The following is a 21,407-nucleotide window of genomic DNA, read 5'->3' as shown; positions in this document are numbered from 1 at the left end:
ATTATTAGATTGAGGTTTAATTGATTTTGCGCTGCTGTTATATGGGAGATAGTTTGCTGGTTTTTGGTGCTTTTTAGTGTGAATTGAATTCCTAGGTAAATATTTTAAATTAGGAGGGGAAGGACTTGTCTAAAAACAAAAAATGGACTCTGGCAACTGTATTGGTCTTAATGGTTGCGTTATTATTGACCGGTTGCGGGGGCGGTAAGGAAAATAATCAAGATGCGCAAGGAAATTCAACAGCGGCCAATCAGGAAAGTATTATCAGAAGTACTGCTTCCGACGTCCCCAATATTGACCCGGGAGTAGGTTCCGATTATGCCAGTTCCATTGCCTTTGCCAATGTCTACGATACCCTGGTTTTCCCTGCTCATGACGGCTCTTTAAAGCCATGGTTGGCAACTGATTGGCAAACCAGCGAAGATGGGTTGACCTGGGTTTTTAACTTGCGACCGGGTGTTAAGTTCCACAATGGCGACGAGCTTACGGCTGATGATGTGGTTTTCTCCATGCAAAGAATGATAACTATTGGTGAAGGTTACGGCTATCTTTTCTCCGGTGTCGTTAAAGAAGCTAAAGCCCTTGACAAAAATAAAGTGCAATTTACTTTAAATAAGAAGTTTGGTCCTTTTCTTTCTACCTTGGTAAGACTATATGTTCTGGATAAAAATCAGGTCATGGCAAATAAGAAGCCGGGGCCATATGGCGATATGGGTGATTACGGCAAAGATTGGCTGGTTACCCATGATGCCGGTAGCGGTCCCTATATGGTTAAAGAGCTAAAGAAAGAAGAATATATGTATGCCGTTAAATTTAATGATTTCTGGGGCGGCTGGGAAAAAGACGCGCCGGAAGCCATAAAAATAATCGGTACAACAGCCGGACCTACAGTACGTACATTAATGACCCAAAAACAGTTGGAGCAATCGGACCAGTGGCAGACAGAGGAAGCTCTGAAGGCACTGGATAACATTCCCGGCGTTTCAATTGACGCTGGATTTACCGGCAGCATGTTGAACATTATGCTTAACAATAAGAAAGCGCCAACTGATGATGTGCACTTCCGTAAAGCGCTTGCTTATGCTTTTGATTACCAAACTGTAGTAGACAAATTATTCCCGGGTTGTAAAAAAGCTCAAGGACCGGTTCAATTTAACCTGCCCGGGTTCAACCCCAACCTGCCCCAGTATGAGCGGAATCTGGACAAGGCCAAAGCAGAGCTGGCACAATCGAAATACGCCGGTAAGCTTGATCAATATCCCGTAGATATTGTCTGGATTGCTAACGTGCCGGATGAAGAGAAAATTGCGCTTTTATTCCAGGCTAACGCAGCAGAGATAGGCATTAAAGTCAACATCGTAAAAACCCCCTGGCTGTCTTTTGTTGACCAGGTTGCCACTCCTGATAATACACCAAATGCCAGTGTAGTATTTGTGTCTCCGCATTATAACGAGGCCGGCTCAATGTTGGAATCGCGCTATCATTCTAAATCCACTGGTACTTGGGAACAAGGTGAATGGTTAAAGAACCCTGAAATTGATGCTGATATCGAAGATGCCCTTGGTACTCTGGATCAAAACGAACGCTATGCCAAATACCAAAAAATCCAGGAAAAGCTAGTAGATCTTTGCCCCAGTATCTGGGTATTTGACCAGGCTGAAAAGAGAGCTTACCAGGATTATATTCAGTGGCCGGGAGCGGAATTGAATAAACAAGGCAAACCGGTTAGCTCTGTAATGGGTTACAACTTCTATTACCACGATTACAAGGTAACATCCCAGAAGTAACAGGCTAATGTGTCAAAACCTTATTCCAGGAACTGTCATTGCGAGGGAAGCGAAGCAATCTCCTCGCAATGACAGGCCTATATAGTTAAGCAGATACCCGGTAACTGCAATAACTTTTCAGTAAAGCAAGGATATGGTGGTTTCCCTTGATCCTTAACAATTGAGGTTAACCACCATAATCTTTTAAGGGTTTGTTCTTAATTGCCTTGTAGCGGAAAAGGAGGTTGTTATGAATTTACGTGCGTACATTCTAAAAAGATTGTTTTTATCAATCTTTGTCCTGATCGGGCTGTCTATAGTTATCTTTATCATCGCCAGGGTCGTACCCGGCGACCCGGCCCGCATGGCCCTTGGCCCAAGGGCGCCTCAATACGCTGTTGACCAATTGCGGCAAGAGATGAACCTGGATCAGCCGCTTCCTACACAGTACTATTATTGGGTTAAAGGAGTTTTGGTGGGTGATTTGGGTAAATCACTTACTACAAAGCGGGCAGTAGCAGACGATGTCAAGGAGTTTCTGCCGGCAACCCTTGAACTGGCATTTATAGCTGCCATTTTTGTAGTCATTTTCTCTATTATTTTAGGAACCCTGGCTGCCAAGTACAGAAATAAGTGGGTGGATACGGTCATCCGGGTCATGGCTTATACCGGGGTCGCTGTTCCCGCTTTTGTGCTGGCGGTATTATTTTTACTCCTCTTTGGCTATATTTGGCCTGTAATTCCTGTTTTAGGCAGGCTTAGCCCGGAAATTATGCCCCCGCCCACCATAACAGGCTTAATAACTGTTGATAGCCTGATAACAGGTGATTTAAGCGCTTTTTGGGATGCGCTCAAACATTTAATCCTGCCGGCGCTGGCATTGGCTATGGGACCCCTGTTTCAGGAAGCGCGGATTGTCAGGTCTGCGATGACCGATAATATGTCCAAAGATTATCTTGCTGCGGCGGTCGGGTACGGTATACCTAGCAGCGTCATTATGAGAAAGTATCTTTTAAAGCCATCATTAATTCCGGCTGTATCTGTAATGGGCCTGGACATCGCCTCATTAATGGGGAACGCTTTCCTGGTGGAGGTAATTTTCAACTGGCCGGGCATCTCCCGTTACGGCATGGAAGCCATGCTGCGCAAAGATTTAAATGCCATCTCCGCCGTAATTATTGTATTCGGTGTGATTTTTGTCTTGGTCAATATCATAGTTGACCTGATTGTGGCCTATCTTGACCCGCGTATCCGGTTGGGAGGAAAAGTGTGATGGATATTAATACGCAAACAGCATTTGATGTCAACATTCCGTCAGCATCCACCAGATATAAAGAAGCACTGCGCAAAAATTGGTATAAGTTCTCGCGCAACAAGCTGTCTGTCGTAGGGCTTGTTATAGTGCTGGCAGTTATAGTGGTTGCTGTTTTTGCGCCTTATGTCGCCCCTTATCCGAAACATGCCGGTAGTTTTGTCGATTATCAGCATGCAAATCTCGCACCTTCGTTAACCTACTTATTGGGTACCGATAATATTGGCCGTGATATTCTCAGCCGGATTTTTTTCGCCTTCCGGGGGGCGCTGTACATGGCAGTGCTGGTATTGGTCATCTCGCTGCCGGTAGGCGTTATCCTCGGCCTGCTGGCCGGCTACTTTAAGGGCACCTGGATTGACACTATTATTATGCGTACGACAGATATCTTTTTAGCGGTGCCCCCTTTGATCCTGGCTTTGGCCATCAGCGCCGTTTTAAAGCCCAACCTGACCAATGCCATGATTGCTGTTACGGTGATGTGGTGGCCGTGGTACACCAGGCTGGTTTACGGCATGGCTACCTCTTTGCGCAATGAATATTTCGTTACGGCGGCGGAGCTTATTGGCGCCAGCAAATTTCACATCCTGTTCCGCGAAATTTTACCCAACTGCTTATCGCCTATTTTCACCAAGATGGCCCTGGATGTGGGCTGGGTAATTTTGCTGGGGGCAGCTTTAAGCTTTGTTGGCCTTGGGGAGCAGCCACCTACCCCTGCGCTGGGGCAAATGGTCTCCGACGGGTCGCGTTATATGCCGGATCTCTGGTGGATGACCATATTCCCGTCGCTGGCCATTATCATTATTATCTTAGGTTTTAATTTACTTGGTGACGGCATACGAGACATGCTGGCAAAGGGGGAACATGACCGTGGATAACCCGATTTTGGATATCAGGGACCTCCATGTTTGGTATCGCACCTATGGAGGCTATGCAAAGGTTTTGGACGGCGTGAACCTTTTTGTCCACAAGGGGGAGAAGGTTGGACTGGTGGGTGAGGCCGGCTGCGGGAAAACCACCACCATGCGGTCGGTGTTAAGAATACTTCCCGAAAGCCAGGTTCATACACCCCGGGGCCAAATTCTTTACCATGGCCAAGATATACTGCAAATGAACCAGCGGGAACTTCATCATGTTCGCACCGGCGGGGTTTCGATGATTTTTCAAGAACCTGCCGCCGCATTAAACCCAGTTTTTACTGTGGGGACACAAATAACGGATGTAATAAAATATTCCGGGTTAAGCAAACAGGAAAAGCAAAAGGATAATATAAAAAACCTGGCCATGCAGGCCATTAGTGAAGTGTATATAGCCGATCCGGAGCGTATCATGAACTCATACCCCAACCAGTTGAGCGGGGGCATGAAGCAGCGGATATGCATTGCCATGGCCATAGTAACGGCCCGCGAGCTGCTAATTGCCGACGAACCCGGGACAGCTCTGGATGTCACCATTCAGGACCAGGTGCATAAACTCCTCAGGGGCCTGGTGGAAAAGAAAGGTATGTCTTTGATTATGATCACCCACTCCCTGGGTGTTGCCCGTGAAATGACGGACCGCATCTATGTCATGTATGCCGGTAACATAGTTGAAGTTGCCAAATCCGGCGATCTTTTCCGCAAGCCCCGGCATCCCTACACTTTGGGCTTGTTGGAATCTGTACCGAAATTGACTGGCGGCGGCATGGCCGAGGGAATTTACGGGCAAATACCTGATTATTTACGACCCCCGGGTGGTTGCCGTTTCCATCCCAGATGTCCCAGGGCCATTGCAAGATGCCAGGAAGAAAAACCCAACCTTGCAGACCTTGGAGACGGCCACCAGGTGGCTTGCTTTCAGGTATAGCGAAGGAGGTGAATGAAATGACCGAACCCATCATGGAGCTTAAGGATTTAAAAAGGTATTTTTTGGTTCATAAGTCCGGTGGCAAGCAGGTGTTTGTTAAGGCTGTAGACGGGGTTAACCTGACTATCAATCAAGGGGAAGTTATGGGTCTTGTAGGAGAATCAGGGTCCGGAAAGAGTACCCTTGCTTATGCGGTCATGGGTATGTATAAACCTACCGGAGGCCGGATTATTTTTAAAAATCAGGATATCAGCGTCAGCAGCGCCAAACGCTCGCTTAGCCTAAAAAAAGACTTGCAAATTGTTTTTCAGGATCCGGGGTCGTCCTTAAACCCATCACAAAACATCAAACAAATTCTGGAACTCCCTTTGAAGGTGCATGGCCTGGCCAAGAAGGGGGATTTAGATAAGAAGATTATTGATCTACTTCAAACTGTAGAGTTGTCTCCAAATTACATGTATAAGTCCCCGGCTACAATGGGCGGCGGAGAGCGACAGATGGTATCCATAGCCCGTGCTCTGGCTACCGACCCCTCCTTTGTTATTCTGGATGAACCAACATCAGCCCTCGATGTCTCTATACAGGCCAAAATAATTAATATGCTGTTAAAACTGCAGCAAGCTAAACGTCTAACCTATTTGTTTATTACGCACGACCTGAGTCTAATGCGAAACATTGCTACCAGAGTAGCCATCATGTACCTTGGAAAGGTTTGCGAAATGGCTGATACCGTGCAGTTTTTCAAAAACCCAATGCATCCTTATACCAGAATGCTCCTTTCCTCAATTCCGGTGGTTTCGGAAGAAGAGGAAGCGTTAAAACCCCAAAAAGTGGTTTCCACTGGTGAAATTCCATCCCCGGTGGATGTTCCCCCCGGCTGCAGCTTCCATCTCAGGTGCCCGGAAAAAACCGGTCTGTGCACAAAAGCGGACCCCGTTATGATAGAAGCTGCTTCAGGCCATTTTGTGCGTTGTCATGCATACGCCAAGATGTAAAGTATTAAACACTCAATGACTCAAACATTTCGAGGAGGTTTAAGATGAGCGGGAAAAAAATTTTATTCATTAACCCGGTTGGCCATGATGCCTGGGACAATGAAGTTAAAAATTATCTCAATAGTGCAAAGGAAGAGAATACAGAAGTTGATGTAATATCACTTAAGCAAGGTCCCAAACACCTGGAATATCATTATTATGAGGCCTTGGTGGGAGTTGAACTGTTGCATATTATCAAACGAGCGGAAAACAACGGCTACGATGCAGCGGTAATCGGCTGTTTTTATGATCCTTTTTTACATGAAGCAAGAGAAATTTGCGACCGTATGGTGGTAACAGCCCCGGCTGAATCATCTTTGCAACTTGCGTCTGTGCTGGGTGATACTTTTTCAATTATTGTCGGCAGGAGAAAGTGGATTGCGGCCATGCGCAGCAACGTTCTTAAGTATGGTTATGGAGAAAAACTGTCATCATTCCGGTCCCTGGAGCTTGGTGTTCTGGATTTCCATGCTGATGAAAATCTTACTGAAAGCCGTTTGAAAACGGAGGCGCAAAAAGCTGTAACTGAAGACGGGGCGGAATCAATTATCCTGGGCTGTACGATGCAATTTGGATTTTATCAAAAACTGCAGGAGCTTTTAGGCGTGCCGGTTATTGACGTGGTACTGGCTCCGTTTAAACACGCCGAATTCTTAGTTGAAGTCAGGGATAAGTTCGGCTGGAAGACAAGCAAGGTGGGAGGCTACGAAACACCGCCGGTAGCTGAAATTCAAGAATGGCGCTTGCAAGAAACATATCATGCACCGGGGCTCTGGGATAAAAAGAAGAGGTGAAATATGGATATTTATGCTAAAAGACTGGCTAATGTGCAAGAATTAATGCTTCAGGAAAATATTGATTACCTGGTTTTAGCCCCTACAACCAATATGTTTTACCTGACAGGGTTAAAAACTGTGGCCGACGAGCGCCTGCAGGTGGCTATATTGCCGGCAAGAGGGCCATTAACATTAGTTTTGCCCGAAATGTACAGGGAAACAGCTAAAAAGATCCGTGTAAGTCATCAATTACTGACATGGGCGGATAACCAAAACCCGGTGGATTTAGTCAGGTCAGCGGTTACAGACCGGGGAGGCCGGGCGGCAATTGATGATAGGATGTGGGCCGGGCATCTACTGCAGATTATGCAGGTTTTCAACGGCTTTCAGTTTGTTGCCGCCCAAAAAGTAATGAGCCGGGCGCGCGTATGTAAAGATGAAATTGAACTGGGTTTGCTGGCGCAATCAGGGGAACTGGCTGATGCGGTAATGAAGGAAGCAATGCAAGAAATACGGGTTGGTATGACGGAAAAACAACTGGCATTTTTTATAGAAAACAAAGTCAAGGCGCTGGGGGGAGACGATATTTCTTTTAAACCCATTGTGGCATCCGGCCCTAATGGCGCTTTACCGCACCACTGCCCCGGTGATAGAAAATTTGAGCAGGGCGACTTTATTGTTGTTGATTTTGGGGCTTTGTTGCAAGGTTATTGCTCAGATATTACCCGGACATTTTGTCTGGGAAAGGCCGGTCAGGAAAGCAAAAAGATTTATCTTGCAGTTAAGGAAGCAAATGAAGCGGGCTTTAAAGCAGTTTCAAACGGAATTGCTTGCCAGGATGTGGATAAGGCCGCCCGTGGGGCGATTAATCGTGCCGGTTACGGGGATTATTTCATTCACCGCACCGGTCACGGCATTGGCCTGGATTATCACGAGGACCCGTATTTGGTTGAAGGTAATTCAGCCCCACTCCTGCCGGGAATGGTTTTCAGCGTGGAACCGGGAATTTATCTGGCGGGCAGGATGGGTGTGCGCATTGAAGACATAGTTGCTTTGACTGTGGACGGGCCTCGCCGGTTTAATAATTTCCCCAGAGAATTAATTGAAGTGTAATTGCGGTTTGTAGAAGAATGTTTTGTTGGCGAGCGACAAAGCTGCGCAGCAGGTTTTAGCGGCAGCGGATAATGATTGCCTGTAAAATATTCGCTAAAATATAAATTAGCATAGCATATTCTGCATAAAGAAAGGTGGTGATGACTAAATGCAAGTTATTCGTAAAGATAGATACCAATCAGACAATAAGCAGCCTTTAAAGCTGTTAGTTTCTAATAAAGAACATGGCGCGATGAACTGCCAGGCTGGCATGGCGGTGCTCAGCCCGGGCCAAAGACTGCCCGGGGCCGGCTATTCACAGCACGATTCAGAGGAAATTTCCTATATTTTAAGCGGCAAGGTCAGGGTTGAGACCGACCGGGGCAGCGAGATTGCTGAAGCGGGGGACTTGGTGTTCATGCCCGGCGGACAACCTCATTTTAACGTGAATATTTCGGAGGAGGAAGCAAAAATATTGTGGTTTGTCACACCGCTCACGGTACCGGAAAACTAAGACGCAGGAGGGCTGATGATGAGTTTAAGGATTGCAGTAGACATTGGAGGAACATTTACTGATTTTGTTTGTTTGGACGAAGAAACAGGTCAACTAATTGAAGAAAAGGCTCATACCACACCGGGTAACTTTGCCAACGGTGTCATTAACGCCACCAAAAAAACAGGAATTAATTTGGAGGATACCTCGTATTTCGTCCACGGCACCACGGTGGTAATTAATGCCGTTACCGAAAGGAAAGGGGCTAAAACAGCCTTGGTCACCACCGGGGGATACAGGGATGCGCTGGAAATCGGCAGGGCCAACCGGCCTGACCTGTATAATTATTTTTATCAAAAGCCAAAGCCCTATGTGCCCCGCCACCTGCGGTTTGAAGTGCATGAGCGCCTTAACTATAAAGGAGAAGTGCTCAAACCTGTATCAGAAAACGAAGTAGTTGAAATAGCAAAGAAAATAGCAAAAGAGGGAGCGACCGCCGTAGCCGTATGCCTTTTGCATTCCTACGCCAACCCTGAACACGAACGTTTGGTGGGTAAAATTTTAGCCCGGGAACTGCCGGGGGTGGAAATTACTATTTCCTCCAACTTAATTAAAGAGTGGCGCGAATATGAGCGCACCAGCACAACCGTACTTAATGCTTTTGTCAAACCGGCAGCCACTAAATACCTTGATACGCTGCAAAAACAATTGGAAGAAATGGGCTTGGGCATAGAACCGCATGCCATGCTATCCAATGGTGGTACGGCCACTTTTGCCAGGAGCAAAGAAGTGCCGATAACTCTGATCGAGTCCGGCCCCGTGGGGGGCGTTATCGGCGCTGCCGCTTTAGGTAAAATTATCGGTGAGGAAAATATCATTACTTTTGATATCGGTGGCACTACGGCCAAGACTTCACTGATCAGCAAAGGTGAAGTTAAAGTTACCACTGACTACCGGTTGGAATGGACGCCTAAATTTGCGGGCTACCCGGTTAAAACACCAATTGTGGATATTATTGAGATCGGCGCCGGTGGAGGCAGCATTGCCTGGATAGATGACGTGGGTGTTTTAAAAGTAGGCCCGCAAAGCGCGGGCGCGGACCCGGGTCCGGCCTGTTACGGCCAGGGCGGAGAGGAACCGACATTAACCGACGCCAACTTGATTGCCGGGAGAATAGACCCTGACAGTTTTTTGGGCGGTGAATTTAAAATAAGCATCGACCTGGCCAGGAAAGCCATGCAGCCCATTGCCGACTACTTCGGCATCAGCGTGGAAGAAGCGGCGCTGGGCGTGATTAAAACTGCCAATTACAATATGCTAAATGCCTTAAAACTCATTTCGGTGCGCAGGGGCCATAACCCCAGGGATTTTGCCATGGTGGCGCAGGGTGGCAACGGCGCGGTGCACGGGCCTTTTTTGGCGGCGGAGTTAAAAGTTAAAAAATTAATCGTGCCCAATTACCCGGCAACCTTTTCCGCCTGGGGCATGTTAATGACCGACCTCAGACAGGATTTCATTCAAACTCAAATCATGCCGGTGGCGGGATGCGATCTTGAAAGAGTTAACGCCATTTACCGGGAGATGGAACAAGAGGCCCTGGCAGTCTATGAAAAACAAGGAATAGCCCCGGAAAATGTGGTATTTGTCAGAACAGCCGACCTGCGGTACATCGGACAGGAACACACGGTCAGGACGCCGGTCGGCGGCGGTATTATCAAGGAGAGCGATCTGCCTTTGATCAGACAGGCTTTTGACCGCAACCACCACCAGCAATACACTTTCAGTTTGGAATCCGCCCCTACCGAGTTTGTCAATTTTAACTTAACCGCTTTCGGTACGGTCAAAAAGCCGGAGATAAAGAAAATGGACCCGGCCGGTTCTATTGAGGATGCCATCAAGAGTGAAAGAGTTATTGATTTTGACGAACAAGGCAGGTTGAAATGCCATGTTTACGACAGGGCTAAATTGGGACCCGGCCATAAAATCGAGGGACCGGCTGCAGTTGAAGAATCCAAGTCGGTGACAATTCTTTACCCCGGACAGTCCCTGGTGGTTGACGAATACGGCAATTTGATCATTGATACGGGGGTGTAATGATGGCAAAGGTTGATCCTTTCACCAGAGAAATTATAGCTCAAGGTTTGATTGCGGCGTCGGAAGAAATGTTTCTGACCTGGGGCCGAACCAGTCAGAGCACGATTATTTATGAAGTTTTGGACTACGCCGCCGGTTTAACCGACAGCAAGGGCAATTTAATCGGGCAGGCCAACGGAGTTACAGGTTTTTTAGGGGCAATAACTTATTCCGTCACTGCTACGCTGGATAAATTTGGCCTGGAAAACTTAAAACCGGGGGACATCATCCTGACCAATGACCCGTTTACCGGCAGCGGTACTCACCTTTGCGACGTATCGGCGGTGCTGCCGGTATTTTATGAAGGTGAAATTGTTGCTTTTGCTGCCAACAAGGGGCACTGGAATGAAATCGGCGGCAAGAACCTGGGCAGCTGGTCCACCAATGCCACTGAAATTTACCAGGAGGGGCTGCAGTTCCCGGTAATTAAAATTTACGAGGAAGGCAAACTCAATGAGGCGGTCAGGGATATGATCGCGGCCAACTGCCGTACCCCTGATATGACCCTTGGCGATTTGTATGCCCAGACAGCTTCACTGCGCATTGCCGAGAAAAGAGTTTTGGAACTGCTTGATAAATACGGCAAAGAGGCCGTTTTGGAAAGCATTGAAAATTTATTGGAAAACGGCAGGAAACTGGCGCTTAAAGAGCTGGCCAGGATGCCCAAGGGGTCCTTTGAGGCCGACGGCTATATTGACGCCAACGCCAACAATTTGGGAAATGTCCCGATTAAAGTTAAAGTTACCATAACCGATGAGGAATTCATCATCGACCTGACGGGCTCCGGAGAACAGGTGGCCGCGCCGATCAATTGCTGTAAATATGGTGCCTTCTCCGCGGGCAGAATTATTTATCACGCCATTTTGAACCCTGACGCCGAGCCTAATGAAGGCTTTTATTCTCCTCTGAAAGTAATAGCGCCTGAAGGCAGTGTGTTTGCCGCAGTGCGCCCGGCCCCTGTTTCAACCAACTGGGAGGCCACGTCGCATATTACCGACCTGGTCGCCAAGGCTCTGGCCCCCGTGGTGCCGGAAAGGATAACGGCCGGTCACTTTTTAAGTATCATTGGCACGATTTTAGCCGGAATAGATGATGTGACCAAACAGCCCTACGTTCTTTGCGAACCCCAGGCGGGCGGCTGGGGAGCTGGATGTAATAAAGACGGGGAAAGCGGACTGGTTGCCATTGCCGACGGTGAAACGTTCATGATTCCGGCCGAGGTTGCCGAGTATAAGTACCCCATTATTGTTGAACAGTACGCCTTTAATACTAAAACCGGCGCCGGTAAATTCAGGGGCGGCTGCGGCTTGATCAGGGATTACCGGCTGCTGAATTCCAACGGTGAATTGACCACCATAGCCAGCAAGTACCAGTTCCCGCCCTGGGGTTTTGCCGGCGGCGGCGACGGCTCGCCCAACGTGGTTGAAGTTCATAAAGCTGATGGATCGGAGCCGGTAGCGGGTGCAACCTTCTCCAATTACCCCATGTATAAAGGAGACCTGGTCAGATTTATCAGCGGCTGCGGCGGCGGTTACGGGGATCCCCTGGAACGGCCGGTGGACAAAGTATGGCAGGATATTAAAGATGAATATATTACCGTTGCAGAGGCTGCCAGTGATTACGGGGTGGTGGTGGATCCTGATACTTTGGAAGTTAACCATGAAAAAACAAAGGAACTCAGGGAAAAAATGCGTAAAACCATATAAAGGTCCGGCAAAAAGGTGTGGCAAAAGCCACGCCTTTTTTTGTTTACCCTACTTTTGTCATCGCGAGCGCAGCGAAGCAATCTCGTCTTTGCCTATTTTTATCCAAAGGTTATTATTCAGCAGATAAAGAATTATATTCAGAAACATTTCTGAAAGGGTGAAACCATTGTTTGGCGTTACTGTTAACGAGCTTTTGGAATTATTAAAAGGCCATGGCGCGATCTTAAAAGCCGGCGGTAACAGTCTGTCCAATGTTATTGAAACCGTGAGCGTTTTGGAGGTAATTGAGTACCAGCAGTGGCTGCGGGGCGGGGAATTGTTTCTGAGCACATTAAGTTATTTTACAAGCGAGGACCAAGTTTGCAACCTTGTTAAAGACTTAAGAGAGGCCGGCTCGGCAGCGCTGGCCATTCACCCGGGTGTCCGATTGGAGGTAAACGTTAAGGAGCAAGTATACAAGATAGCTGAAGATAATGATTTTCCAATCATTATCTTGCCCAGGACCATCCCATACAGTACTGTATATTCCTTAATGATGAATGCAATGATTGACAAGCAAGAAAAGTTGCTGGAACAATCGAAACGGATCAATCAATACCTCACGGAGATTTTATTAACCGGCGGCAGCTTTGAAAAGATTGCCTCGTCTTTACAAAAATTAATCCAAAAACCGGTTTTAATTGCTGACAGTTCATACAAAGTGCTGGCTGCGTTGGGGACGGATGGTTTTTTGACCGCATATTTTATCCAGTGTGCCAAACAAATTTTAAGGTATCAAAATGGAAATACCTACGAGAACGGGTCCTGGCAAGAAGGAAACCTGGGCATTCGGACCTACACCGGCACTACCCCGGACAACAAGGCGAAGATGTTGATAGCAAGGGTTGCTGTCGGACGGGATGTATACGGGTATGTGGTTACCCTGGGAGACGATATCAATAAGGAAGAATTGAGTTTTGTGAATATAGCTTTATCCCACGCGGCAACAGCAGTAGCTTTGGAAATATCAAAGGTCAACGCGGTAAAAGCAATTGAAGAAAGGCTTGTTGTGGAATTTCTGGAAGACCTTTTAAACGGTAATTATAAAAATGAAGCAGCGATAATGCAAAGGGCTGCTCAACGCGGCATCGACATAAAGGGCAAACACGTGGTGATGACGGTGGAGGTAGACCGTTCCGGGATGGAGTATGACGAGATTAAATTTATGGAAATAAAGGAAAAGTTAAATAAAATCGTTCAATTTTCTGTTACTTTCTTAAACAAAAAAAACGTTGTCATTCCAAGAAAAGACAGTTTAATTGTTCTGCCGCACTTGCCAAGTGAGATGCAGGCTGATTCAGTTAAACCGGCGCTGCTTTATTTGGCCCGCGAAATTATTGATGAAGTAAAAAGGTCGATGGGTGCAATTGCTGTTTCCATAGGCATCGGCGGCTACAGTGAAAAACTTTCCCAATTAACCCAAAGCTATTACCAAGCGGAACAGGCGTTAAAAATCGGCCGCAAAATAAAGGGAGCAATCGGAATTTTTGATTATGAGCAGCTGGGTGTTTATTCGTTCTTGTTATCATTCGGCAACGAGGAATTGAAGGAAAACTGCCGCCAGTGCCTGGCCAAAGTAATTGAATACGATCAATCAACCAACGGCGAATTAATCAAAACCATGGAAATGTACCTGGACTGCAATGAAAACATATCCAAGACCGCGGAAAAATTATACGTTCACCCCAACACAGTAAAATACCGCCTGGAGCGAATCAAGGAAATTTTGGGGAAGAATCCCTTCAGCAATGGAGAAGAAAAGTTATACTACCACATAGCGGTAAAAGCCGTGAATATTTTGTGATGGCGCTGTGCGGCCGGATTGGGGCTTAGATATCCCGGATCTGATGACCCCCTGCGTTTTGCTGACATAAAGAAGTGGAGATGCCTGCTATAGCGGGCTTTTTTGTTTGCTCAAGCAAGCCTTAAAGAATTAATTATCTATGACAAGGTTTGTTCCGGCACAGGTGCTAAAATTGTCTTAACGGGTAAATACAAAAGGCCAGGGTAACGTTTTGTAAATATAAGAAGGATTTAGAATAATCTTGGTATAAATAGTAGGTACGTTTAAGTAACAGCCAAAAAGGAGGATGGTTGTGCAATCAGTATTGGAAACGTGCAGGCCGCGGCCCGAGATACTGGCCGGTACCTTTAACCCCGAAGTTTTCACCGCCTCGTTAGGCCCCATTATCGACTATTACCGCGGCGGTAAAGGCGTCATTGACAGCATTTATACCAATGCGGAGCTTTTTTTCCGGGAAGCCACTTACCCGACGCAAGGTCTGCGCCTGACCCTGGCCGAGGTTTTTGGCCGGCTTGCCGGCGACCTTACAGTTCCGGCCATCCATCGCCTGGAAACAGCCTTCGGCGGCGGCAAAACCCACACTTTAATCGCCAGTACGCACATAGCATGTAAAGGTACGGACCTGCGCGACTCAACCAGGGACATAATTGACCCGGAACTTCTGCCGGAGCCCGGTTCGGTTTCCGTAGTCGGCGTGGCGGGCGAGGAAATCCCTGTACATAAGCCGAGCGGCAAAGCCCTGGTTCCGTACACCCTGTGGGGGGAAATAGCCTACCAGATAGGCGGAGAAAGCCTGTACCGCGAGGTTGAATCCGAAGCCGGTTCTCATGCTGCGCCCGGAAGGGTCTACTTTGATACGGTGTTTGCCGGTCGCAAGGTACTGATCATGCTGGACGAGCTGGCCCAGTATGCGGCGCGTCTTGAAGCAGCCCGCCCCGACGGCGCCGGCCAGCTGGCGGCCTTCTTGATGTCTTTACATGGTTACGCCCGTAATCATCCCGGCATAGCCATCGTACTTACTCTGGCCAGTGCAACGGACGCCTTTGCCCGGCAAACCGAACAACTGGCCAAACTAATCAGCCAAGTGCGGGGAGAAGAGATCAGCGAGGACGACGCCATAGGTATTGGCGAAAAAGCAGTCAGAGGTGTGGCTAGCGTAGTGGCCCGCGACGCAGTTCAAATTACTCCCGTGCAAGCAGCGGAGATCTCGTCCGTGCTGGCCAAGCGCCTGTTTGTTTTCGTAGACCGCGCTGCGGCCGGGACAGCCGCCGGTGCATACATGGAAATGTACCGCCGCAACTCCGCCATGCTGCCGCAGGAAGCTTCCAGCGAAAACTTCCGTGACCGTATGGTGGCCACCTATCCTTTGCACCCCACCCTGGTAGATTTCCTGAATCAAAAACTTGCTGATGCCGAAAATTTCCAGGGCACCCGTGGCGTGCTGCGTGTCCTGGCCCTGGTCGTGCGGAGCCTGTGGCAGAACCGGCAGCCCGTGCCGATGATCCAGACATGTCATATAGACATGCGTTCCGAGCGCGTGGTCAACGAGATCCTTGGCCGGACGGGCGGTTCCGATTTGTTGCTGGTCCTTAACGCAGATGTAGGCGGCGTAGATACCGGGTCGCTGGAGGGCGGCCAAAGCAACGCAGAAATTGCCGACAAGCAAAACCCGCACCCGGAAGGCTACCCCCTTTACGAGTATACCTGGAAGACCGTTTTCCTGCACAGCCTGGTTGGCCGCGAAGACGGTCTGGAATCCAAAATATTCGGCCTTACCGAGTCCGAAGCCATGTTCAGCGTATCCTTCCCCGGGCTTACACCGCCCCAGGTGCGCACCGCCCTGGATGAACTTGATAAAAACGCTTTTTATCTCCGGTACGAGCAGGGAAGGTATTTTGCCGGCGAAGAACCCACAATTAACGCTATCCTGGCCAGGATCCGCAAGACCCTGAGTACAGACCAGGTGAATGAGCTCCTGAATACAACCGCGCGTAAAATAGTAACCGGCAGTACCGGCTTATTCCATATCGAACACGACGTGGCGCAGCCCGGAGACCTGCCCGACGGCAAGGGTAAGCCGGTGCTCGGGGTGATCTCGCTGGCCGCGGAATCGGTTGACATAGAAGCAATGGTCACCACCAAAGGGATGAACAAACCCCGTGAGCAGCAAAACCTTATTTTTATTTTAGTACCCGAAACTGTAACGGTAAAAGGCACCGGGGAAATTGAAGGGCTGTTCCAAAACCAAAACCCGCGGGCCCGGGAAGCCCGGCAGAGAATCGAAACCATCGCCCGGCAGGTGAAAGCGATGCGTGTCCTGGCTGGCAGGCCGCAGAGCTACGGTGTCAACCCCCGCCGCCTGGAAGATGAGGACTTCAAGAACCGTTACGCGGAGCGCGAGCAAGCTCTTGTTACAGCTGTCTCCGGCATCTATACCGGCCTGTATTATCCTTCAACAGCTGGCCACCTGGCGCGCAAGGAGATTAAAACCGCCGGGGGAGAGGGCGGGGAACCTTTTATCGAGTTGATTCGCGATGTTTTAATCAAGGACGGAGAGCTTCTAACCGGCCGCAATGTAACCCGGTCCGATCTTTTGAGCCTGAGCAATCTCTTTTTTGAACGGGGCGACACCATCAGCCTGGAGAACCTGCGTAAAAACTTCTGTAATCTACGCAGCTGGCCGGTACTGGAGGAACCCGGCGTCCTGGAACAGATAGTGCGTGCCGGCGTACCAAAAGATGTATGGTGCCTCTTTCGCATGGGCGCCGCAGACAGCGTAAAACCAGCCGAGTTTTACCACCGGGACAACGATATACCCATGGGGGTCAATCTGGCCGCCGGGGGTTACATGCTTGTAACTCCCCAGGGAGCCAAGCAGCGCGGCTGGACCGAAACCCGCGTTATTGACCCCGGCAAACTGCGCGAAGCCGTGTATTATACCGTGGCCCAAAGCGGTATGGCCACATTTAGGGAAGTAATGGACAAGTATACCGAAAAATACGGGGAAGTACCCGCCAAAGATTTTGAAGACGCCATGGTTGATTTGATCAGAAACGAAAAAATACTGGCCTACCGGGGTTCGCCGGACCAGCAGGACAGGCCGGAACTGATTCACGGACCCGGCGCGGCCATTTATACCCCACATACCGGGGACATACTTATAACCCCGGCCAGGGCGTCCGAGCGCGGGTGGATTGCCGGCCGCCGGCGCAGCTTAAATCTTGCGGGCAGGGCAGGGGCCGAAAAACTTTTGCCGCTGCTCCGTCGCCTGGGCAGCATCTACAACCGGGGCGCCAATTCAACGATAGAGAACATGGACCTGGTGGACCTTGAGCTGCCCGGGGGCGGCACGCTCAGCCTCCGGCTCAGCGGCGTCACGCCGGAATCAATGAAAACGCTGGGTGAGATATTCGAGGTGCTGGACGGCATCGTGGCAAAAGGAGAACGCACCGAGGCGTTCCTTGAAATTTTGGATCCCAGCGACGACTGCCCCTTGATCCAGGCCTTAAAAAACAATTGATGTGAGGCGGAAAAATGACCAACCGAAAACAGACCATCGACTGGGAATTAGTACAGAACATGCAGAGGATTCGGTCTGCCGCGGAACGCTCGCCCTGGGTGCTGCGCGTTACCGAACACAAAGACAAACCCGCTCCCGTCCTGGTGGTTAAAGAGCGCTTTACGCCGGAGGAAAATAAACAGATAAACGGTAAAACCGCCGGCAGGTCAGTGCTCAGGGACCGGGGGTTGCTGTACGGCCAACCCCTGCGCCGCAGCATGCCAGTAATCCGCTCTGTCATATCCGGCGTATGTGATGATGCCGGGATACCGCTGGAACTGCAGCGTTTGGTCAATAACGGCCGCATCACGTTTCGGGGCAACCTGCCTCTCAGTGATGAAGCCGGGGTAAAACTTGCTTTGATCTTTAAACTGCAGGAGCGGATTAAGGACATGGACCGGGTCGAGCTGATCGCCTGGCGGGTGGAGCGTTTCAGCCGCGAGGAAGCCCAGTACTGGCTGACCCGGGCCACCCAGTACGGCGACGCCGCCAACCGCTGGGCCCAGGCGGGCATGCGCATCATGCTCGGCGGCCAGCCCGACGACACGGCCATCCTGCAAATGCTGGAAAAGCTGCGCAGGTAGGAGGTGCATCAATGACGGACATTATAAGTAGAAATGATACCAGGTTGATAGAAGCGGGTTTTCCCTGCCACCAGGTGGGAGCCGAGACCCAGCGGGAGCGCGATACCGGTCAGGCACCGCCCACCCACCGCCTCCACGTCTGGTGGGCCCGGCGCCCGCTGACCCCCAGCCGGGCCGCCGTTATGGGCTCGCTGCTGCCCGCGGGGACAGATCCGGACCGGTTCCTGCGCCAGCTGGGTATTGAGAAGGTACAGGCAATGGTAAACGGCGAGCCGTGGACGCTGACAGGTAAAGTCTTAGAATATATTCAAACCGATAAAACAGGTTCGGAATGGCTAATTTGTGATGATTCAGTTCTCAAGTTGCTGGAGAAAGAGCAACAGCGCCGGGACAATAATCTGAAAGTTATAAAAAAGCTTTGCGATGCAGACCAAGGTCTTTGTAAGCACCCGGTAATAGTGCGCTGGACCAGGGATTCTCAACCGCTGCCAAAGCCCTGGCCTCAAAAGGGGCAGCGCATTGAAGTAAGGCGGGTGGCCGCCGACCCGTCACATGTTAACGAACGAATAGAGTTTCGTAAATCAGACAGGGTCAAAAAGATATTGGGTGACAATTTTAAGTGGGAAGCGGAAGATCTTTACGGTTATAACAGGGCTTATGCGCATCATGCCCAGTTTATTGGTGAGAGTCTGACAGTTCTTGATCCAACTGCCGGCGGTGGATCTATTCCTTTTGAGGCGCTGCGCCTTGGACATCGTGTTATCGCAAATGACATAAATCCCGTGGCAACGGTAATTCTGAACGCTACTCTTGAATACCCGGCACGTTATGGTCTTTCTTTAGTTCAAGACATTGAAAAATGGGGTCAGCAACTAATTAATGCCCTGGAGCAAAAGATAGAACCCGTGTATCCTCGCACTTTTGCATTGCCTCAGGACGAACGGCGATTATTAGAGAATCATCTGAGCAAGTATCCGGAATTGGTGGCCAACTTCGACAAAGGAGAAGCTGTGGACTATCTTTACACCCGGCAGGTTGTATGCCCGCACTGCGGTGGTGAGGCGCCGCTGCTGAACACCTGCTGGCTTGCTAAAGAAGGTGAAAAATGGGGCGTTAGCATCTTAACAGACGGCCAGAGAAAAGGCGGCAAGGTCTGGTTTGAAACTTATCGACTGAAAGGCGGCCGGGGGCCGAGGGGGGAAGACCCCAATTTTGCCACGGTCAGCGGTGGCGTCGGCACCTGCGTCCACTGCCGCCAGGCCATCCCCGCCGAGGAAATCAAGGCCCAGGCCCGGGGTGAGTCGCCGCACGGCAGGTGGCGGGACCGGCTTTACTGCGTGGCGGCTGTGCGCCACCAGCCCAAGCTGGACAAAAACGGTGCTATACAGCGTTACAAGAGCGGTGAAAAGGCCGGTGCAAATAAAACGGAAAAGGTTCGCTTTTTCCGGCCGCCCAATGAACAGGACTTAAAGGCCCTGGTCGAGGCGGAAAAACGCCTCCGGCAGAACTGGCCCGAATGGGAGCGGCAGGGGTTGATACCCACAGAGAACATTCCCCGGGGTCACAAGACTATGGAACCCCTGCGTGTTGGTATGAACCGCTGGTGTGATATGTTCACCCCGCGCCAGCTTTTGGGGCACCTCATTTTAATTGAGGAACTAAACCGGCTAAAGCCTGTGATCATTCAGCAACTCGGCCCTGAACGCGGCCGGGCGGTGGTTACTTACCTGCAGTTTATGATTGATAAATGCGTTGATTACAACAGCCAGCAGACCCGTTGGATACCCCAGCGCGCAATCGTGTCAGGAACATTCGGAAGGCATGATTTTTCATTAAAATGGACTTTTGGTGAAATGGTTTACACCGGTCCCAATTCGGGAGCAGCCTGGGGGCTTGCCCAGGTGCTCGATGCTTACGCGGGAATAGCTGAATTGGCAGCACCTCTGCATGAAAGGCTGATGGGGGCGGCACCGCCGGTAACTATACGTTGTGGAACTGCCGCCCATACCGAACTGCCGGACTGTTCGGTGGATCTTGTTTGTATGGATCCTCCGTATTACAACAATGTGCAGTATGCAGAATTGTCCGATTACTATTATGTCTGGCAGAAGCGCACCTTGAGCGACCTTTACCCCGACCTCTTCAGGCGGCGATTGACCGACAAAAGAGACGAGGCCGTGGCCAACCCGGCGCGTGACGGTTCCGCCGCCCGGGCGGCTGAGGAATACGAGCGCTTGATGGAGGAGATTTTCGCCGAGTGCCGGCGCGTCCTCAAAGATGACGGTATTTTAACCATCATGTTCACCCATAAAACACAGGCAGCCTGGGAAGCTCTGACGCGGTCGCTGATAGACAGCGGGTGGACAATCACATCTTCATTTCCGGTTGAATCCGAATTTGCCAAATCACAGCACATCATGGAAAATGCTTCTGCCGCAAGTTCCATCTTCCTGACCTGCCGAAAACGAAATTCCACCAATAGGGCGCCTTCCACCTGGACCGGCTTCGGCGGCGCCGGGGTGGCCCGGCTTATCCGCGATGCTGTGCGCCGGGGGTTGCAGGAATTTGAGCCGCTGCGGCTGAACCCGGTGGATGAAATGGTGGCCGGCTATGGCCGGGCGCTGCACGTGCTGTCTGAAAACTGGCCGGTGCTGGACGGGGACGAGCCGGTCAGCCCGGTCAGGGCAATGAACGAAGCCAGCGCGGTGGTGGCCCAGCACCAGATTGCCCGCCTGACCAAGGGGCGCCTGCAGGTGAGCGATCTTAACCCCGAGGCCGCCATGGCCCTGACTCTTTTTGGCATCTTCGGCCTGGCTGAATTTTCCTATGACGAGGCGCTGAACCTGTCGCGCTCGCTCAACATCAGGCTGGAGGGCCGGGCCGCCGGGTACGCGGTAAGCGACCGTATGATCGGCATCAACGACGAAAGCCGGGGCGGGCGTACCGGGCGCAGCGGCAATGAAGAAGGCGGGTACCACGCGCCGCTGCTGCGCCGCGGCTCCAAGCTGCGCCTGGCGCTGCCCGAGGAGCGCAACCCGAAGCGGGTGGAAAACCCGCAGACCGAGTGGGATATCCTCCAGGGGGTAATCCTGGCCTACCGGGCAGGCGATGTGCCGGTGGCCCGCGCTTACCTGGGCCGGCATGCCCAGGGGCGGGAACGGGTGATTATGGACCTGCTCTCCATCTGGGCGGCGGAAATGGCCGGCGAGCAGCTGCGCAAGGAAGCCGAGGCGATCTTATACGGGCTGTAAAGCAAACCGTGGA

At 50.5% G+C, this 21,407-nt stretch carries 14 protein-coding genes; all 14 read left to right on the top strand.

The window, feature by feature from the left end; genetic code table 11:
• Nucleotides 1-125: 125 nt before the first annotated feature.
• The 14 genes from H569_RS0102005 to H569_RS0101940 all read left to right on the top strand — a co-directional run bounded on the left by H569_RS0102005 (nt 126) and on the right by H569_RS0101940 (nt 21,394).
• A complete protein-coding gene (locus H569_RS0102005) occupies nt 126-1,787 on the top strand; it encodes an ABC transporter substrate-binding protein (RefSeq protein ID WP_027363602.1) in 1,662 nt (553 codons plus the stop codon).
• Nucleotides 1,788-2,016: 229 nt separating this feature from the next.
• Nucleotides 2,017-3,039: an ABC transporter permease gene (locus H569_RS0102000; protein ID WP_027363601.1), complete on the top strand. Its 1,023-nt coding sequence runs from the start codon at nt 2,017-2,019 to the stop codon at nt 3,037-3,039.
• The gene (locus H569_RS0101995) at nt 3,039-3,956 is read left to right on the top strand and encodes an ABC transporter permease (protein WP_027363600.1); all 918 of its coding nucleotides are present in this window, start codon (nt 3,039-3,041) and stop codon (nt 3,954-3,956) included. The genes H569_RS0102000 and H569_RS0101995 overlap by 1 nt, the downstream gene beginning before the upstream one ends.
• The gene (locus H569_RS0101990; protein WP_027363599.1) at nt 3,949-4,923 is read left to right on the top strand and encodes an ABC transporter ATP-binding protein; all 975 of its coding nucleotides are present in this window, start codon (nt 3,949-3,951) and stop codon (nt 4,921-4,923) included. Before H569_RS0101995 ends, H569_RS0101990 begins: the two co-directional genes overlap by 8 nt.
• A 17-nt stretch (nt 4,924-4,940) precedes the next feature.
• The gene (locus tag H569_RS0101985; RefSeq protein WP_027363598.1) at nt 4,941-5,918 is read left to right on the top strand and encodes an ABC transporter ATP-binding protein; all 978 of its coding nucleotides are present in this window, start codon (nt 4,941-4,943) and stop codon (nt 5,916-5,918) included.
• 44 nt (nt 5,919-5,962) lie between these two features.
• On the top strand, nt 5,963-6,751 hold the full coding sequence (locus H569_RS0101980) for an aspartate/glutamate racemase family protein (protein ID WP_034629182.1): 789 nt from the start codon (nt 5,963-5,965) through the stop codon (nt 6,749-6,751).
• 3 nt (nt 6,752-6,754) lie between these two features.
• Nucleotides 6,755-7,846 (top strand): M24 family metallopeptidase, encoded by a 1,092-nt coding sequence (locus tag H569_RS0101975; protein ID WP_027363596.1) that lies wholly within the window; start codon nt 6,755-6,757, stop codon nt 7,844-7,846.
• Between the two features lie 148 nt (nt 7,847-7,994).
• Nucleotides 7,995-8,339, top strand: coding sequence for a cupin domain-containing protein (locus H569_RS18930; RefSeq protein WP_051273131.1), 345 nt, complete (start codon nt 7,995-7,997; stop codon nt 8,337-8,339).
• Nucleotides 8,340-8,357: 18 nt separating this feature from the next.
• Nucleotides 8,358-10,412: a hydantoinase/oxoprolinase family protein gene (locus tag H569_RS0101965; RefSeq protein WP_027363595.1), complete on the top strand. Its 2,055-nt coding sequence runs from the start codon at nt 8,358-8,360 to the stop codon at nt 10,410-10,412.
• A gap of 2 nt (nt 10,413-10,414) precedes the next feature.
• The gene (locus H569_RS0101960) at nt 10,415-12,157 is read left to right on the top strand and encodes a hydantoinase B/oxoprolinase family protein (RefSeq protein WP_027363594.1); all 1,743 of its coding nucleotides are present in this window, start codon (nt 10,415-10,417) and stop codon (nt 12,155-12,157) included.
• Between the two features lie 166 nt (nt 12,158-12,323).
• Complete coding sequence (locus tag H569_RS0101955) at nt 12,324-14,000, top strand: PucR family transcriptional regulator (RefSeq protein ID WP_027363593.1); 1,677 nt, start codon at nt 12,324-12,326, stop codon at nt 13,998-14,000.
• 292 nt (nt 14,001-14,292) lie between these two features.
• Entirely contained in the window at nt 14,293-17,520 is a 3,228-nt protein-coding gene (locus H569_RS0101950; RefSeq protein ID WP_027363592.1) for an ATP-binding protein, read from the top strand.
• Nucleotides 17,521-17,534: 14 nt separating this feature from the next.
• Nucleotides 17,535-18,143, top strand: coding sequence for a DUF7680 family protein (locus H569_RS0101945; RefSeq protein WP_027363591.1), 609 nt, complete (start codon nt 17,535-17,537; stop codon nt 18,141-18,143).
• A gap of 11 nt (nt 18,144-18,154) precedes the next feature.
• Nucleotides 18,155-21,394, top strand: a complete 3,240-nt coding sequence (locus H569_RS0101940) for a DUF1156 domain-containing protein (RefSeq protein WP_027363590.1) — start codon at nt 18,155-18,157, stop codon at nt 21,392-21,394.
• The last annotated feature ends 13 nt before the right edge of the window (nt 21,395-21,407 follow it).

Origin of the sequence: Desulfotruncus alcoholivorax DSM 16058, from assembly GCF_000430885.1 — a bacterium.
GTDB classification, from domain to species: Bacteria; Bacillota; Desulfotomaculia; order Desulfotomaculales; family Desulfallaceae; genus Desulfotruncus; species Desulfotruncus alcoholivorax.
The sequence above is the reverse complement of the archived record's forward strand: the minus strand, read 5'-3'. Positions and strand labels throughout refer to the sequence as shown.

Excerpts from the sequence above, each read along its gene's own strand:
- H569_RS0101945 (WP_027363591.1), top strand. The coding sequence starts at position 17,535 with ATGACCAACCGAAAACAGACCATCGACTGGGAATTAGTACAGAACATG.
- H569_RS18930 (WP_051273131.1), top strand. The coding sequence starts at position 7,995 with ATGCAAGTTATTCGTAAAGATAGATACCAATCAGACAATAAGCAGCCT.
- H569_RS0101960 (WP_027363594.1), top strand. The coding sequence starts at position 10,415 with ATGGCAAAGGTTGATCCTTTCACCAGAGAAATTATAGCTCAAGGTTTG.
- H569_RS0101975 (WP_027363596.1), top strand. The coding sequence starts at position 6,755 with ATGGATATTTATGCTAAAAGACTGGCTAATGTGCAAGAATTAATGCTT.
- H569_RS0101940 (WP_027363590.1), top strand. The coding sequence starts at position 18,155 with ATGACGGACATTATAAGTAGAAATGATACCAGGTTGATAGAAGCGGGT.
- H569_RS0101980 (WP_034629182.1), top strand. The coding sequence starts at position 5,963 with ATGAGCGGGAAAAAAATTTTATTCATTAACCCGGTTGGCCATGATGCC.
- H569_RS0102000 (WP_027363601.1), top strand. The coding sequence starts at position 2,017 with ATGAATTTACGTGCGTACATTCTAAAAAGATTGTTTTTATCAATCTTT.
- H569_RS0101995 (WP_027363600.1), top strand. The coding sequence starts at position 3,039 with ATGGATATTAATACGCAAACAGCATTTGATGTCAACATTCCGTCAGCA.
- H569_RS0101985 (WP_027363598.1), top strand. The coding sequence starts at position 4,941 with ATGACCGAACCCATCATGGAGCTTAAGGATTTAAAAAGGTATTTTTTG.
- H569_RS0101965 (WP_027363595.1), top strand. The coding sequence starts at position 8,358 with ATGAGTTTAAGGATTGCAGTAGACATTGGAGGAACATTTACTGATTTT.